The following is a 14,893-nucleotide window of genomic DNA, read 5'->3' on the forward strand; positions in this document are numbered from 1 at the left end:
ATTAGGTTTGGTATAAAAAGCCCGCTCTGTAAAAGTTTTTAAATCTTATTTCTCTTGTTACTAATATAGCAAACAATAATGCTACAATATTTATCGATACTACACTTAAAAGGGTAAATATAAATGTCCTATATAGAGAATATAAAAATTTATAGTCTAAAAACATTTTTGTATAGTTATTGAGACCTACCCAATTCGGCTTTAGGCCAGCAACAGCTGTCCAGTCGGTAAAGGAATAGTAAAGTCCCATAAAGAATGGAATAATTACAACCATAACAAAAGCAAACAATGCTGGCGTTACAAACATCCAAAAACTACTTTATCACTTTTTGCCTATTTCCCATCATATTTCTCCCTTTGAAATTTATGAAAAAGAAAGGGTGAGCAGGAACACCCTTTCTTTAGTTTTACTTCTTAATTGACTTGATCTTTTCTGCAATCTTTTCTATAAATTGTTCTTTTGTTAAATCACCTTTAGCATAGCTTTCGTATATTGGTCCAAGTGTTCCCATACCAAATCCATCTGGCATATCATTTTGCAACCAAGTATATGCACTTCCTTTTGCTAACCATTCTGTTACATTTGTTGAAAGTGGTGCAGATGGCTTAAGTTTTACATTTTTGAAGGCAGGAACCATTTTAGCTTCATTAACCATATAGTTATGTCCTTCTTCTGACATAGCAATATAATTTATAAAATCTCTTGCTTCCTTTAAGTTTTTGCTATCTTTATTTAATACATAGAATGATGGAGCACCTATAAATATTCCCTTCATTTCTCCTTTAACTGACGCGTGTGGTGCAAATCCCATAGGGAAATTAATATTGTTTTGTGCAAGCCAAGGATCTATCCAGTTTCCTTGATGAATAAATGCTGCCTTCTTAGTTGCAAATTGTCCAACCTGTGCATCATAGTTTCCAGTTAATAGAACATTTTTATCCGCATACTTGAATAATAACTCTACCCAATCAGCATATTCCTTTAATCTTTGCATATCTGGTTCGCCATTTAATAGTTTATTTAGAACTGTCTTATCTCCATATGGTAAACCAGCTGATAAATATCCATTAAAGTTATGTAAACCTGTTACCCATCTCATATCAGGACCAGCTGCCATTGCAACAACAGATGTAATACCTAATTCTTTCTTCATTGAATCTAACTTTTCAAATGCTGCTTTGTATGCTTCTTGTGATGTTAAAGTATTAGGATCTATTCCTGCCTTATCCAACATTTCTTTATTATATGCCATACCCCAAGCTTCAACTGCAACAGGGAATCCATATACCTTTCCATCAACAACAAACTCTAAATCTGTTTGATCTATCCATTCATCGCCTTCAAATGGAACAAGCTTTGATTTCCAAGTATTATAACCACCCATACCTTCAATTACAAAGATATCAGGTTGACGGTCTGATTGGAATTCTGCCTTTAGGTTTTCTGCATATGGTGAATCTCCACCAGATGTTTTAACAATAACTTCTACACCTGTCTTTTTTGAATATTCTGCCGCAAATTTTGTTAGTGCATCATGGATTTCAACTTTGTTCTGGTAAATTACAACAGTTTTCTTTTCATTTTTGTTTTCTCCAGTTGAGTTTTGTGTTGAGTTTTTGGATGAACATCCTACAAATAAGCTTCCGACCAAAAATACTGTGGTTAAAAGAGCTAAAGCTTTTTCATTGTATAATCCCCTTCATACTTTATATTTATTAATGAATAGTAATAATTACTATCCATTTTATACCAATATTTAATTTAAACAGTTTTGAATCGTTTCCAAGTTAGTTAAAAATAAATAAAGTAAATTAAAATTTCCTTTAGTGTTAGATTAACAATATAAAATATACTTGAAAAGCTTTTCTTATTTAGAAAATATCATATTTTTTATACAATTGTCAATATTTTTTTGTTTATTTTTGTTAAAATATATATACTTTCATAAATATTCATAATTTTAAAAGTTCCTTTAGATCATTTATAGCAAAATCCGGTCCATAGCTTAAAACTTCTTGTAGATCCAAAACAGTGTATTTTACAACACAAGTTTTAGAACCTGCATTTTTACCACATTGAACATCATAGTGGCTGTCCCCTACATATAAAACTTCACTTGGTAATATATCAAGTCTTCTACACGCCTCAAGTAGCGGCTCAGGATTAGGTTTATGTATTTTAGTATCCTCCATAGCGATTATTACATCCATAAGTTCAATCAGATTAAAATATTTTAGACCCCTCTCAGCCATAGCTTTTCTTTTAGAAGTTACAACTCCTATTTTAAATCCTCTATTTTTAAGTTCCTCCAATGTTTCCTTTGCATTATCCATTAGTTTTATCATACTATCGTGTTTTTCTTCATTATATTTCACATAGGTTCTGTACATTTCTTCAACCTTTTCTTTGTCATATCTCTCAAGAGTCAGCCGTAAAGGTTCTCCAAAATATCTCACTATTTCTTTGTCTTCTAAATCCCTATTTAAATGCTTCTTTATTGTATATTTGTAGGATGAAATTATAAGTTCATTTGTATCTAAAAGTGTTCCATCTAAGTCAAATAATATCGCCTTAAACATATGCCCCTCCTAAACAAATTATTTTTAGTCGGTTGCAGAATTCTGCAACCATTGATTTTACTATTTTTTAGCCATAAGGCTTTTATATTTTCCTCCACTGTGGCATTATTAAATTATAACAACCTTTAAAACTATCCACAGAGGAGGAGAATAGCATGTTTTGTATTAGCAAAATTAAGCAACTTAACTTTTTGAGCAAGTATCTGAATTTAAAAATATGGTTACTAAACAACCCGTAGGGTTTATTAAATTGCTTGCTGATAATTTTGATATTAATACATTTATCCCTAATTCTTTTAAAGAACATTACTATTCAGATTTAGGAAGAAATCGTGAATATGAGCTTTCTTCTATATTATCATCTTTGCTAATTATGCAAATATTTCATATACCTACAACTGCGTTGTTAAATCTATTTCTTGTATTTTCTACTGAAATTAGAGAATTTTGTGGTTTCTATAAATCTATACCTGATGAATCTTTTTCAGTAGATTTAAAACTACTTTTGAAAGTGATATCGCAGATTTATTTAATTCTATGGTTCCTAAAGTTATTGATATATGTGAAGATATTAATAATCTTCTTCCTGCTGATTCCCCATATAAAAATTTAAACTCAATTTTGATATATGATACATCTGGATTAAAGCCTCGTGTAAAAGAAAATAATCCTAAAACACTTGCAAGTGAAATAAATAAGCAAAAAGCATATTCAAAAATTATTAATGACAAGAACTTTAATCCCTATGCTGCCGCATATAAAAACATGCCTAAGTATTCTCAAGCTAACCCAAATATACGACTTGATTTCGTAAATGGACATTTTGGTTACTTCTATAAATTTGGATTATTAACTAATGGTTGGGGTATACCTTTAAGCATAAAATTCTTCGAAGAAGACTTTTATAAATCTGTAGAAAAAGAATTCTCTACTCCTGAAGAACAAAAATATTTTTATGATAATGCTTCATTGAAACCAGTAATTGTACCATTTTTGAATAACTTAAAAAATATTCAAATTTTAAATTTAAAACTTTTTTAGGTGATTCAGAATTTGATAGTTATGATAACTTTGGATTATTTAAACATTTAGAATTTGAAAAAGTTCTTATCCCACTTAATCCTCGTAGCCAATCCAATACAAAAATTGGAGAACTTGAATATAATACCGAAGGTATTCCTATATGCCCTTAACACAAGAACATTTTAAATTTGATGGTTCTTGTAAAGGCAAAAATAGAAGTTTAAGATATAAGTTTACTTGCCCTAAATCACATCGTGATAAAAATGGTAAACCTTATCATACATGTGAAAATCCATGTACTGATAGCAAAAGTGGTCGTATGACCTATGTTTATCCTGATAAAAATTTTAGACTTTATCCTGGTATTATAAGGAACTCTGTGGAATGGGAAAAAACTTATTCAATACGTTGTTGTATTGAGAGAGAAATAGCATCTTTAAAATCAAACCCTTGTATACAGCAACCTAAAACTGTTAATACCTATACAATGCGTGCTGACTTATATTTGACTGCTATATCTAAACTTATAAATGTAATATTGGCTTACGCCATAAATAAACCTGAATATTTAAGAAGTATATCAAAACTTCTTAAAATACCTGCTTAATCCACATATCCACAATCCAAAATTTGTATTTATGCTTCGCATGCCTTTTTATCAAAGGTTTTTGGCATGTTCTTTTTTGTGATTTTTTAGTAAAATCCAAAAGTTATCCACAATTTTAATTTTTACATTCTGCAATCATCTAAAATTATTTTAGTAATATAATGATAACATAATTACATAATATTTCAAAACCTTGTCAAAATATATAATGAATTAAAAGTAGAATGTAAAACTAAAATATTGTATAATATCATATTATATTGATATTATATTAAAGAGGTGTTTTTATGAAACTGGCATCCATAGATTCAATTAAAAATTTTATTAGGGACAATAAAATGTGCATCCTATATTTTTCAAGTGAATCCTGCAGTGTATGTCACGCCCTTTATCCTAAGATTCAAGAAGTACTTATCAACTACCCAAATATAAAGCTTGCAAAGGTTGAAATTACTGATGTTCCTGAATGTGCTGGGGAATACTCTATATTTACTTTCCCTACATTGCTTATATTTATAGATGAAAAGAAATAGCCAGAAAATCAAGAATAATAAGTATTGATGATTTTCTGGCTACAATTGATAAATACTATTCACTCGTTTTTTAGAAAAGGTTGTTATACCTTTTCTAAATTTATTTTACAATTTTTTCTATCCATTTATTATTTTTGTCTATTAAATAGGATACATATCTACCCTTTCCATATATTATTTCAATTCTCCCCTTTGCTTGTTCTTCCCCATCAAAAATTACATCATCCTTAAATTTATAATTGTTGCACAATATATCATTCCTTAAACTATCTACAACAACTTTAATCTTATCCTTATCCTCAATTTCAATAAAACCTTTATCAAGAGAAATCATAACCTTTTCAAATTGGTTATCATCGATGTTGAAGATATCATAATTTATCCTTTTGTATCCTTCATCCTTAGCAATTAGATTCATATACTCCATATATTTATTATCAAAAGTTCCTTCATATAGTCTTTTTATTTCTTTTCCATTTTTAAGTTTATATACAATATATAAATTTTCTGAAGAAGTATAATCCCTTTTAAAGATGTAATATGCTTTTGTAAAGAAATTATATTTTTATCACATCTTTATTTTTTATAAAAAGTCTTGGTTCTTTTAATTCGTATTCAATATCATATATGATCTTTTTATTATTTGAAATGCATACACTTTCAATTTCATCTATATCAGGAGGGTTATGACTAAAAATTAAATCTGTCTGACTGAATGCTAAAAACACAGAAATTATGGTTATTATAACTATATATTGCTTTAAATTTTTATGTATCTTGAAATTACGTTTTAATATAGCTTCTGATAAATAATATCCTAAAAAGCACCTATTATGGTAAATATAAATACTGTTTTAATGGTACCTTTAACTATAACTGTGGTAAAACTTGAAATTGCAAGCATAATTAAAAATGTGTTAAAATATTTAATTCCATCAGCTATCTTATCAAAAACTATCAGTTTTGTTGCTTTTTCATTTTTCCTTTTTGTAAAAAGTATGTAGAGCAACGTCAGATAAATTAATATTGCCAATATTGAATATGCTAAATCTGCAAAAACTATCTTGTTAAATGCAATTTCTGAAGTCAACCAACTTGCAAAGGGAAATAAATAAAACATAAAAGACCTATTAGATAGTAAAGTGTCAAAACTTCTATCTAAATATATCCCATAAAAAATAACACTTAAAAAGTTATGTAAAATGATAAAAAATATTATTGGAATAAAATTAAAAACTAATGAACCTGATAATTGAAACAGCGAATTTGATGTTATAATTCCTATTAGAAAACTTTGTAGAAGAAAAATTAAACAAACTATAAACAGCATAAAGTAAAAACTTATTATTAAGTTTTGCTGTATCAAACCTTTTGCATTAAATACAATATAAACTACTTCTGTTATAACAAAATTAATTAAAATCGGCATAATAATTAACACAATACCTACAAAAATTTTATTTAATAAAATATCTTTCTTAGTTAATGGGAGACTAAAAATATGAATATTGCTTCTATATGCCTGTATCTCTCTTACTATAATTAGCCCCACTAATAGAGTTATAATAAACATACCTATTATAAAGTTTTGATTTGGATGACTAAAAATTTGGTTAATGAAGAAAGTTAGTTCCTCCCTTTCTCCACCTTTCGATAATAAAATTAACATATCAAAAGGTATGAATAAAAAAATTAAAAATAAGTATAAAAGCCCAACAACCCAAAATCTCTTTAAATCATTTTTAAATATTGCATTAATAGTTGATGCTCTCAAAATCATACCCTATCCCCTCCATTTCAAACATAAATATTTCTTCAAGAGTAAGTGCTACCACATCAAATAAAACAGGATTATAGGATTGAATAATATCTTCAACTTCTTGTCTTTCTCCTTCAACTATAAATACCCACATTCTTCCCTTTTGTACACTCTTTATCGGTTTTATACTTTCAATAAGTTCTTCAGGCATACCATCTTTAAATGCAACCTCTACTTTAAAAATAGTAGATTTAAGTTTTTCAATTTCTCTCTCTAAAATAACTTCCCCATTATGTAAAATTGCAATATAATCACAAAAATCTTCAAGTTCCCTTAAATTATGGGATGATATTAATACTGTAAGTTCTCTATCTATAACCTCCTGAAAAATCAATTTTTTTACTCTTTGTCTAATAACAGCATCAAGACCATCAAGTGGTTCATCTAAAATCAAAAATCTGTATTTGTTGATAGTCCAAGCCATATGGCTACTTGCTTTTGCATTCCTTTAGACATATTTCTTACTTTTTATTTTCATCTATTTTAAATATCCCCTTTAACCTTTCATACTTAACCTCATCCCAAGTTTCATATACATTTTTATAAAACTTTGCCATATCCTTTACTGTATATCCAGGATAAAAATAAGGATTATCTGCTATAAAAAACATATTCTTTTTAGCATCGACATTTTCATATATTTCTATATCATTTAAAGTTATACTGCCTTTATCCTTTTTAAATATTCCAGTAATAGTCTTTAATAAGGTTGTTTTTCCAGCACCATTTGAACCTATAAGTCCATAAACAACTCCCTTTGGTATATTGATACTTACATTCTTAATTGCCTCAAAATCATCATATTTTTTATAAAGTCCATTTACCCTTAACATTATAAACCCTCCTTAATTTTTATGGCTTCTTCTAAAACTTTTAAAAATCCTCTCTATCCATTCCCAAATAAAATCCCTCAAGTACAAGTTTCTTTACTTCTTCTAAAATTTTTTCTACCCTTTCTTTGTTTATATTTTTACTTTTTAATGGAGCTACAAAACTTCCCTTTCCGGGTATAGAGTATATATATCCCTGATTTTCAAGCTCCCTATATGCTTTTGAATAGTATTAGGGTTTATGGTTAAATCATTTGATAGTGCTCTAACTGAAGGTAATTGTTCGTGTTCCTTTAATAATCCCTTTATGATTAGCTCCTTTATTTTTTCAACAAGCTGCTCATAAATAGGAACTCTACTTCTTACATCAAGTTCAAACATTATCTCGCCTCCATTCCTTTACTTTATAACCTCCTCTATCCATTGACTGCTCTCTTTTATTTCGTAATATAAAAAGGCTCTTTGATGTCTATTCTATATTTTTCACAATATTGAGGATATACAGATATTCTTATTTGTACTTCTGACTCATTTAATTTATACGAATTATTTAAAATATCTTGCTTTAAATTTTCATATACAAACCTTATATCTTCTCTGTCCTTTAATTCAAATATTTTGTCTTTATAAAAAACTGCACATCCTTTATGTGCTCTGGCTCTATACGTAAAATATCATACTCAATAATCTTAAAATCCTTATCCTCTGATATTTTATTTAAATATTCTTCTTCTTTTACAGTATAATCAATTTTATATTTTCTCTTAATTACAGAACCATCCTTCAGCTTGTATACAATATAAATGGAACTAATGTCATCTTGATTCTGTTTTAAATTAATTAAATAATTGTGCAGATCTATTATCTGTTTTATTGTTTCAGGACTTTTTATAAGGTAATCAAAATTATTTTTTCAAGAGTTATAAACTTATGATAATCTTTAGTTACATAGGCACCTTCAACAGCGTTAACTTTTGGAGGTGTATGTCTGTATACTATATTAGTCTTGCAAAGTATAAATAAAGCAATCAACATAAAAAATACATAAATATAAAAACCCTTGAAGTATCTAAATACAACCAATTCCTTATGTAAAACCATCTGCGAAATATAATATCCTAAAAAAGCACCTATCAAGCAACTTATAACTAACCCTAAAAAGCTCTTATATGTAGTATTCATTATTAAAATAGCAAATAAAATCATTAAAATAAAAGTCGCTATATATGCAAATACTGGTTCTAAAAACTTAAATACAACAATTCTATTAATATCCTCATTCCTTCTATATTTAAACAGTAAATAAGATAAAATCCCTATAAAAATGATACTGATTAAAAATAAAGAAATATCTTTTACAGTAAATAGCTCTAAAGTTTTATCTGCCATAACGCTAAAAGGGAAAAGATGTGGTAAAATTATATCCTTAAGTTCATCATAATTGCCAATAAATATGTTTACTAATAATATATTTAAAAGTCTTACTATAGCAATAGGAAGTACACAAACAGTAAAACTAAAAAGAGCACTAATAAAATAATTTGATATTATTATTGAAAACAAAACACTGTACATAAAAAAATCAGACTTAAAACAAATACCAAAATGTAATATTTTAATATATCTATCTTAAATAAACTAAAATATTTAGCATTAAATGTTATAAAATAACAAAGTAGAATATTAATTAAACAAGAAACTATTAATAAAGTTATACCTACTAATATCTTATTTATTAAAATATTTCCCTTTGAAAAAGGCAGACTATGTATATGGTTATTAGCTCTGTTATTTTGTAATTCACTAAATATAACAACACCAAGTATAACTGAAAAAATTACAATACCTAATATATTTAATCCCAGATTTGAATTGAATCTAAAAATACCATTTTGATATAAGGACTCTAATGTCTCTGAATTTTTAACTAAATCAATTAATCTAATAGGTATAAAAAACTTAGAAAAACAGCATATATTAAGCTAAAAACACCAAACCTTTTAATATCATTTTTAAATATAGGATTTATATCCATCCTACTCATTCAAAATCCCCTTTATAAACATAAAATTTATTTAAACAACACGTTTTATAATTTTACTTTTTTATAGAACTATTCCCTCCTGTATTATGTGTATTAACTGTATTATATTATATAATACAGTTATATTGTAATTGATTTTTTAAGTTTGTAAATACCTTTTGTAAAAAGTTGTTGACATACTTAAAATAATAAAATACCCCTTGTAAGGAGTTTCATAAGGCTATTACATAAGCTTAAGCACGTCTTAATCTTAAATAAACAAAACTAATTAATTCAACTCAAAATGTGCCAAGCGTCCCTAAAAACGATAACTCAAAAGGATAGTACATTTTAAACTTAGACTTGCTCAAGCCGTAGAAGGAATGCCAAAGAAATCCTTCAAGGGGCTTATCTTAATATGAATTTTTTAGCAAAATATAAATGATTGAAATACATAGTTATTTTATACTTACCTTCCCTAACTCTCCAAAATCCTCCTGCATCTTATTAAAAAGTTCTTTTCCTATAAAAAACTTATATATTTCATCAGCTTTTTCCGTTATATTTATGTCATTAAATTTTTCTGGATAAACTGTCTTTCCAATAAAGTAAGCATCTACTAATGCTGTATCTATGTTTGTACTATAAAAATTATATGGAAGTTGTGAATATACCTTTCCTTTTTAAAGGCAGAAAGTGAATGATAGAACTTTGAATTTTTTCATAGTCCTGCTTTACTATTTCTAATCCACCTAAATCAATAAATATTATATTTGGATTCCATTCAATTAACTTTTCCTTATCAATCATAACACTTCCAGTCTTTCCTGTTTCATCTCCTGCATTTTTTATATTTAAGGCTGTAAACAAAGAATATTTGCCTTGTGTACTTTCTATACCGTGCATTCCCTTCATTCCAAGGGCACCTATGTAAACAAATGGCTTATCCTCATCCTTTATATCTGATGTTCTTTTATCTAAATCCTTTTTATATTTTCAATAAAATCTACTACTTGTTTTGCCCTTTCTTCTTTATTTACAACTTTACCAATAATCTTTAAAGACTCATTAACCGCTTCATCAAATAAAGAAACTTTTCCATAGCTTAATACTACAACAGGTATTCCTGTTTGATTTTGCAAATCATCTGCCTCTGCTTTATCCTTTGGATAAGTTGTAAAAATAACATCGGGCTGTACAGTTAAAAGTTTTTCTGCATCTGGTGGATTATTGGGCCCACCTAATCCTATTGTTGGTAAATCCACAAGTTCTCTGTTTGCAATAATATAAGGTCTTCCCTTTGGATTTTTCTTTTCAAACTCCTCAATTCCAACAAGTTTATTTTTATCTCCAACATAAGTATATAATCTTAATGCCCCTGGTCCAATTGCAACAACTTTTTCAACATTGTCTTTTATCTTTACTTCTCTTCCTAACATATCTGTTACAACAATTTCACTTTGAGCTGTTTTAGTATCATTTTTGCTACAACCCACTATAAAGAAGGATAAAAATAAAATTAATACTGATAAAAGTAGCGATAACCTTCTTTTCATAATTAAATTCCTCCTTAAATAGGTATAATAATCTTTTTATCATCTATTTTCTTAATCTTTACATCTACTAAATAAACATCCTTTATTGATTTTTCAGTTATTACCTCTTCTCCACCTACTGAATATATCCTTTTATCCTTCATAAGTATGTATTTATCTGCAAATCTTAGTGCCAGATTTAAATCGTGTATAATAACTATAACAGAAACACCTAAATTCTTTGCAATACCTTTAATAAAATTCAAAACCTCTATTTGATTTTTTAAATCAAGACTACTGGTTGGTTCATCTAAAAGTAGTAATTTTGGTTGTTGGGCAAGTGCCCTTGCAATTAAGACCTTCTGAAATTCTCCTCCACTTAATTCGTCTATATACTTTAGGCTATAATCCTCAAGGGAGAGGTTTTTAAAATATCTTCTACTATTTCTATATCCTTACTTGTTACATCTACTTTAATATAGGGTCTTCGTCCTAATAAAACTGCATCAAAGACAGTCATCCTTGAAGGATTTGTACGTTGAGGAACATAAGCAATATTTTGTGCCACCTCTATTTGATTTAATTTGTTAAGATTTTTGTTATCAATATATACACATCCATAACTTGGAGTAAGTATTCTGTTTATGCATTTTAAAAGAGTAGATTTACCTGCTCCATTTACCCCAAGAACTGCAACACACTCACCTTTATCTACATTAAAACTTATTTCCTCTAAAACTGTCTTACTGGGATATGAAAAGAAATATTATCTACCTTTAGTATCATCTATTCTCCCCTTTATTAATAGATACAGAAAAAGAGGAGCCCCTAAAAGGAAGTTACAACTCCAACTGGAAGTACAATTGGACTTATAATTGTCCTTGCAAGTGTGTCTGATAAAAGGAGTATAACAGAACCTAAAAGTGTTGCTGTTGGTATTAAAAATCTTAAATCACTTCCAATAATTCTCCTCATTATATGTGGTGCAATAAGACCAATAAACCCAATAACACCTATAAAGGATACAGCTGTTGCCGTAGCAAAGGATACTATAATCATACTTTGAAAGCGAAGTTTTTCTACATCAACGCCCAATGACTTTGCAACATCATCAGAGGATTCAAGTGCATTGTAATCCCACCTGTGAAGGTAAAGTATATAAATGCCAGTGTAGTTACAACTGCCATAATGAAAACCTCTTTATAGGATACTCTGCCTAAATCTCCAAAGGACCAAAAGACTGCTGCAGCAACTTGATAGTCCTGTGCAAAGTATTGTATTAACGTTGTAGCTGCTGTAAAAAGTGAACCAAGTGCCACACCAGATAAAACTATAGCCTCTTTACTAAAAAATTTTATTTGGGCAAGTTTAACTACCAACAATGTTGCAATCATTGAAAATATAAAAGCACATAGGTTGACTAAATACGGATTATTTATTAATACTGCATTCTTTGTACTGCTGTGAGTTGAACCTGCACCTAACAAAATAATGGCTACGTTAGCACCAAAGGCTGTTGCATTTGAAATACCAAGTGTAAAGGGGATGCAAGTGCATTTCTTAAATTATTTTGCATTATACAGCCTGAAATTGAAAGTGCTGCTCCTGCAACAATTGCAGCAGTATTCTTGGAAGTCTTATTCTCCATAAAACCAAGTTTACTGTTTCATCCTTTATTCCTGTTACAAGGCCAATTATGTTTATTAACGTAACTTTGCTTGCTCCTAAATTTAGTGATATAAAGGAAAGAATTAATAAAAGAATAAAAAGAAGTATGAGTATATGTTTCTTTCTTCCTATGTACATCCTATATGTTAAATTTATTTGCATATTTACCAACCTCTCGTATACTCTCTAAAGCAGTCTAAACAAACCATCTTACCGTTTTGTATTCTTATTCTGTGTTCTGCAGTTGACTCTCCACACTCTGCACAAATAATACTATTAAATATCCTTGCCTTCTCTGGTAATGGCATATTTACTGGTTTTATTTCAAATACATCATCAATAGGGGCTTCAAGAATATACTTTTGTCTTTCTTCCCTTGACATTTCCCTATTTGTAGGCTTTAATATAACCCTAATTCCCTCACCTGTCCCTCTTTTAATAAATGAAAAGGCCATTTTTCCTCTATCTTTAAATATTAAGTTCCCCTTTCCCATTGTACATCCTGTTATAACCTGAACCGCGTCTACACCACAGGCATCATTTTCTGTTATACACACTATTTCTTCATCCTTTGAAAAATTTAAATTTAACTTTTTACTTGCAATTTCACAGGCTCTAAAGCCTATTGCAAGACCTGAGCATTCGTGTCCGTGAAATTCAACGCATCTTTTCCAAAGCTCTTTATTCATATTAAAAACCTCCTTAATGTTAAATTTTGTTTTCTATCCCTTTAAACAAAATAACCCACGAAGGTATTACCCTTCGTGGGTTTAGATTCATCCTTTAGTCTAAATAAAAGCATAGGGAACTTCGTGTTCCACTTTCATGTTAACAAAATTTAATTTTAATGTCAATATAATTTATAACTTGACAATGTCTCTATTTTTACATTATGTCTATTTTAGTTTTGACTACGTATTCTAAGCAAAGGGAAATTCCATTTTAAAATCTCAAAAGGACCCTTCATCACATTTACACCACTTTTTACACTTTTCAGCTTTTTTACTGCACATAACCTTATTTGAACCGCATATAGGACATTTTGTCTTATCATAATCAACATTTATTTCATATTCATTATTACAGTCAAAGCATTTAAACTTACAGTGCTTTGTTACAAAGTGTCCTCCTCCTATTCTAATTGCTTTACCCTCTGTCAAAGCAATTGCAACCTTTTTCTTGCACTATCTATTATGTTCTGGAAGGTTTGCCTTGAAACATTCATTCTTTCTGCACAATCCTCTTGATGCAGGTCTAAAACATCCTTTAATCTCATAGCCTCAAGTTCTTCAACCTTTAATACAACTTCATCCAAAGAGCATTTTGGAACATTTGCTGGTACAAAATACTCCTCCTTAGGCAGGTTTTCTACCATTCTATATTTAGTTGGTCTTGGCATAAACTCCTCCATTAATCTATTTTTTTAATATGTCTAACACTATTGGCGTAAATATTTTATCAAATTCTATTCTATCTTGTGTTAAATTGTTGTAATTATTTAGACTCTGCGTCATTGGAAGTTCACCTAAAACATCAACTCCCATTTCTCTATATTCTTCCTCTGCCTTTTCTGAATCAAATAGTCTTATTTTTTCCCACAGTCTGGGCAGTTAATGTAGCTCATATTTTGTATTACTCCCAAAACATCTATATTTAGCTTTCTTGCCATATTTACAGCCTTCATAACTATCATCGTAACTAAGTCCTGTGGAATTGAAACCATTACAACTCCATTAATTGGGATTGACTGCATAACAGTTAATGCAACATCGGATGTTCCAGGAGGCATATCTATTATTAAATAGTCTAAATCCTCGCATAAAACATCAGTCCAAAATTGAGTTACAACACCTGATATTACTGGGCCTCTCCACAATACAGGCTGGTTTTCATCCTCCATTAAAAGGTTTACTGACATAACTTTAATACCATCTTCAGTTTCAACAGGAAGTATATACTCCTCTGTTCCCATTGCCTTTTCTTTTATATTTAGAAGTCTTGGTATGCTTGGCCCTGTTACATCCGCATCCATAATACCAACGCTGTATCCAAGTTCATTTAACTTTTTAGCAAGAAGTACTGAAATAGTTGATTTTCCTACTCCACCCTTTCCACTCATTACAGCTATTACCTTTTTTATTCTATTGTTTGGATTTATTTGTACCATACAAGTTGATTTATCCTTTGAACAGGATGAATTTGATGGACAAGTACTGCAATTTGACATAATACCACCCCTTTATAGCATTTGCTATTTATAGAATATAACTAATTT

20 protein-coding genes and 3 pseudogenes are annotated in these 14,893 nt (G+C 29.1%); 3 read left to right on the forward strand and 20 right to left on the reverse strand.

Features of this window, described 5'->3' with window-relative positions:
* Position 1: 1 nt before the first annotated feature.
* The 3 genes from PL321_RS04165 to ppaX form a co-directional block, all read right to left on the reverse strand.
* On the reverse strand, positions 2 to 307 hold the full coding sequence (locus PL321_RS04165) for a carbohydrate ABC transporter permease (protein WP_273963574.1): 306 nt from the start codon (positions 305 to 307) through the stop codon (positions 2 to 4).
* Positions 308 to 407: 100 nt separating this feature from the next.
* Positions 408 to 1,652, reverse strand: coding sequence for an ABC transporter substrate-binding protein (locus tag PL321_RS04170; protein ID WP_273963575.1), 1,245 nt, complete (start codon positions 1,650 to 1,652; stop codon positions 408 to 410).
* A gap of 301 nt (positions 1,653 to 1,953) precedes the next feature.
* A complete protein-coding gene (gene ppaX, locus PL321_RS04175; protein WP_273963576.1) occupies positions 1,954 to 2,580 on the reverse strand; it encodes a pyrophosphatase PpaX in 627 nt (208 codons plus the stop codon).
* Positions 2,581 to 3,117: 537 nt separating this feature from the next.
* Here ppaX and PL321_RS04180 point away from each other — a divergent pair.
* From PL321_RS04180 to PL321_RS04190, 3 genes are all read left to right on the forward strand, one after another.
* Positions 3,118 to 3,621: a hypothetical protein gene (locus tag PL321_RS04180; protein ID WP_273962624.1), complete on the forward strand. Its 504-nt coding sequence runs from the start codon at positions 3,118 to 3,120 to the stop codon at positions 3,619 to 3,621.
* Between the two features lie 142 nt (positions 3,622 to 3,763).
* A complete protein-coding gene (locus tag PL321_RS04185; RefSeq protein ID WP_273963577.1) occupies positions 3,764 to 4,210 on the forward strand; it encodes a hypothetical protein in 447 nt (148 codons plus the stop codon).
* A gap of 287 nt (positions 4,211 to 4,497) precedes the next feature.
* Entirely contained in the window at positions 4,498 to 4,743 is a 246-nt protein-coding gene (locus tag PL321_RS04190) for a thioredoxin family protein (RefSeq protein ID WP_273963578.1), read from the forward strand.
* Positions 4,744 to 4,843: 100 nt separating this feature from the next.
* Here the strand turns inward: PL321_RS04190 and PL321_RS04195 are convergent, their stop codons facing one another.
* The 17 genes and pseudogenes from PL321_RS04195 to PL321_RS04270 all read right to left on the reverse strand — a co-directional run bounded on the left by PL321_RS04195 (position 4,844) and on the right by PL321_RS04270 (position 14,845).
* Positions 4,844 to 5,161 (reverse strand): hypothetical protein, encoded by a 318-nt coding sequence (locus PL321_RS04195; protein ID WP_443110691.1) that lies wholly within the window; start codon positions 5,159 to 5,161, stop codon positions 4,844 to 4,846.
* A gap of 399 nt (positions 5,162 to 5,560) precedes the next feature.
* Complete coding sequence (locus tag PL321_RS04200) at positions 5,561 to 6,523, reverse strand: hypothetical protein (protein ID WP_273963579.1); 963 nt, start codon at positions 6,521 to 6,523, stop codon at positions 5,561 to 5,563.
* Positions 6,498 to 6,986, reverse strand: a complete 489-nt coding sequence (locus PL321_RS04205; RefSeq protein ID WP_273963580.1) for a hypothetical protein — start codon at positions 6,984 to 6,986, stop codon at positions 6,498 to 6,500. The genes PL321_RS04200 and PL321_RS04205 overlap by 26 nt, the downstream gene beginning before the upstream one ends.
* Positions 6,987 to 7,023: 37 nt before the next feature.
* A complete protein-coding gene (locus tag PL321_RS04210; protein ID WP_273963581.1) occupies positions 7,024 to 7,395 on the reverse strand; it encodes an ATP-binding cassette domain-containing protein in 372 nt (123 codons plus the stop codon).
* Positions 7,396 to 7,548: 153 nt separating this feature from the next.
* Positions 7,549 to 7,773: a GntR family transcriptional regulator gene (locus tag PL321_RS04215; RefSeq protein ID WP_337960956.1), complete on the reverse strand. Its 225-nt coding sequence runs from the start codon at positions 7,771 to 7,773 to the stop codon at positions 7,549 to 7,551.
* 223 nt (positions 7,774 to 7,996) lie between these two features.
* Entirely contained in the window at positions 7,997 to 8,284 is a 288-nt protein-coding gene (locus tag PL321_RS20935; protein ID WP_443110738.1) for a DUF6449 domain-containing protein, read from the reverse strand.
* Positions 8,281 to 8,967 carry a hypothetical protein gene (locus tag PL321_RS04220; protein ID WP_273963582.1) on the reverse strand — a complete coding sequence of 229 codons (687 nt, stop codon included), beginning with the start codon at positions 8,965 to 8,967 and terminating at the stop codon, positions 8,281 to 8,283. The genes PL321_RS20935 and PL321_RS04220 overlap by 4 nt, the downstream gene beginning before the upstream one ends.
* A complete protein-coding gene (locus tag PL321_RS20940; RefSeq protein ID WP_443110739.1) occupies positions 8,943 to 9,368 on the reverse strand; it encodes an ABC transporter permease in 426 nt (141 codons plus the stop codon). Before PL321_RS20940 ends, PL321_RS04220 begins: the two co-directional genes overlap by 25 nt.
* Positions 9,369 to 10,066: 698 nt before the next feature.
* Complete coding sequence (locus PL321_RS04225; protein ID WP_273963583.1) at positions 10,067 to 10,330, reverse strand: hypothetical protein; 264 nt, start codon at positions 10,328 to 10,330, stop codon at positions 10,067 to 10,069.
* A 62-nt stretch (positions 10,331 to 10,392) separates the two neighbouring features.
* Positions 10,393 to 10,971, reverse strand: a complete 579-nt coding sequence (locus PL321_RS04230; protein WP_273963584.1) for an ABC transporter substrate-binding protein — start codon at positions 10,969 to 10,971, stop codon at positions 10,393 to 10,395.
* Positions 10,972 to 10,985: 14 nt separating this feature from the next.
* On the reverse strand, positions 10,986 to 11,216 hold the full coding sequence (locus tag PL321_RS19620; RefSeq protein ID WP_337960957.1) for an ABC transporter ATP-binding protein: 231 nt from the start codon (positions 11,214 to 11,216) through the stop codon (positions 10,986 to 10,988).
* Positions 11,217 to 11,347: 131 nt separating this feature from the next.
* The gene (locus tag PL321_RS19625; protein ID WP_337961073.1) at positions 11,348 to 11,677 is read right to left on the reverse strand and encodes an ABC transporter ATP-binding protein; all 330 of its coding nucleotides are present in this window, start codon (positions 11,675 to 11,677) and stop codon (positions 11,348 to 11,350) included.
* A 101-nt stretch (positions 11,678 to 11,778) separates the two neighbouring features.
* Positions 11,779 to 12,598: pseudogene (locus PL321_RS20945) on the reverse strand (FecCD family ABC transporter permease).
* On the reverse strand, positions 12,526 to 12,780 hold the full coding sequence (locus tag PL321_RS04255) for a hypothetical protein (RefSeq protein ID WP_273964716.1): 255 nt from the start codon (positions 12,778 to 12,780) through the stop codon (positions 12,526 to 12,528). The pseudogene PL321_RS20945 and the gene PL321_RS04255 overlap by 73 nt, the downstream one beginning before the upstream one ends.
* A 2-nt stretch (positions 12,781 to 12,782) precedes the next feature.
* Entirely contained in the window at positions 12,783 to 13,307 is a 525-nt protein-coding gene (locus PL321_RS04260) for an FmdE family protein (RefSeq protein ID WP_273963587.1), read from the reverse strand.
* A 261-nt stretch (positions 13,308 to 13,568) separates the two neighbouring features.
* Positions 13,569 to 14,017: pseudogene (locus PL321_RS04265) on the reverse strand (DUF134 domain-containing protein).
* A gap of 16 nt (positions 14,018 to 14,033) precedes the next feature.
* Positions 14,034 to 14,845, reverse strand: a pseudogene (locus tag PL321_RS04270) (Mrp/NBP35 family ATP-binding protein).
* Positions 14,846 to 14,893: the final 48 nt, after the last annotated feature.

It is taken from the genome of Caloramator sp. mosi_1 (genome assembly GCF_028622835.1).
GTDB lineage: Bacteria > Bacillota > Clostridia > Clostridiales > Caloramatoraceae > Thermobrachium.

Coding starts and splice junctions, on each gene's coding strand:
- PL321_RS04165 (WP_273963574.1), bottom strand. CDS start 307: ATGTTTGTAACGCCAGCATTGTTTGCTTTTGTTATGGTTGTAATTATT.
- ppaX (WP_273963576.1), bottom strand. CDS start 2,580: ATGTTTAAGGCGATATTATTTGACTTAGATGGAACACTTTTAGATACA.
- PL321_RS04180 (WP_273962624.1), top strand. CDS start 3,118: ATGGTTCCTAAAGTTATTGATATATGTGAAGATATTAATAATCTTCTT.
- PL321_RS04185 (WP_273963577.1), top strand. CDS start 3,764: ATGCCCTTAACACAAGAACATTTTAAATTTGATGGTTCTTGTAAAGGC.
- PL321_RS04190 (WP_273963578.1), top strand. CDS start 4,498: ATGAAACTGGCATCCATAGATTCAATTAAAAATTTTATTAGGGACAAT.
- PL321_RS04195 (WP_443110691.1), bottom strand. CDS start 5,161: ATGAATCTAATTGCTAAGGATGAAGGATACAAAAGGATAAATTATGAT.
- PL321_RS04200 (WP_273963579.1), bottom strand. CDS start 6,523: ATGATTTTGAGAGCATCAACTATTAATGCAATATTTAAAAATGATTTA.
- PL321_RS04205 (WP_273963580.1), bottom strand. CDS start 6,986: ATGGCTTGGACTATCAACAAATACAGATTTTTGATTTTAGATGAACCA.
- PL321_RS04210 (WP_273963581.1), bottom strand. CDS start 7,395: ATGTTAAGGGTAAATGGACTTTATAAAAAATATGATGATTTTGAGGCA.
- PL321_RS04215 (WP_337960956.1), bottom strand. CDS start 7,773: ATGTTTGAACTTGATGTAAGAAGTAGAGTTCCTATTTATGAGCAGCTT.
- PL321_RS04220 (WP_273963582.1), bottom strand. CDS start 8,967: ATGTACAGTGTTTTGTTTTCAATAATAATATCAAATTATTTTATTAGT.
- PL321_RS04225 (WP_273963583.1), bottom strand. CDS start 10,330: ATGAAGGGAATGCACGGTATAGAAAGTACACAAGGCAAATATTCTTTG.
- PL321_RS04230 (WP_273963584.1), bottom strand. CDS start 10,971: ATGAAAAGAAGGTTATCGCTACTTTTATCAGTATTAATTTTATTTTTA.
- PL321_RS04255 (WP_273964716.1), bottom strand. CDS start 12,780: ATGCAAATAAATTTAACATATAGGATGTACATAGGAAGAAAGAAACAT.
- PL321_RS04260 (WP_273963587.1), bottom strand. CDS start 13,307: ATGAATAAAGAGCTTTGGAAAAGATGCGTTGAATTTCACGGACACGAA.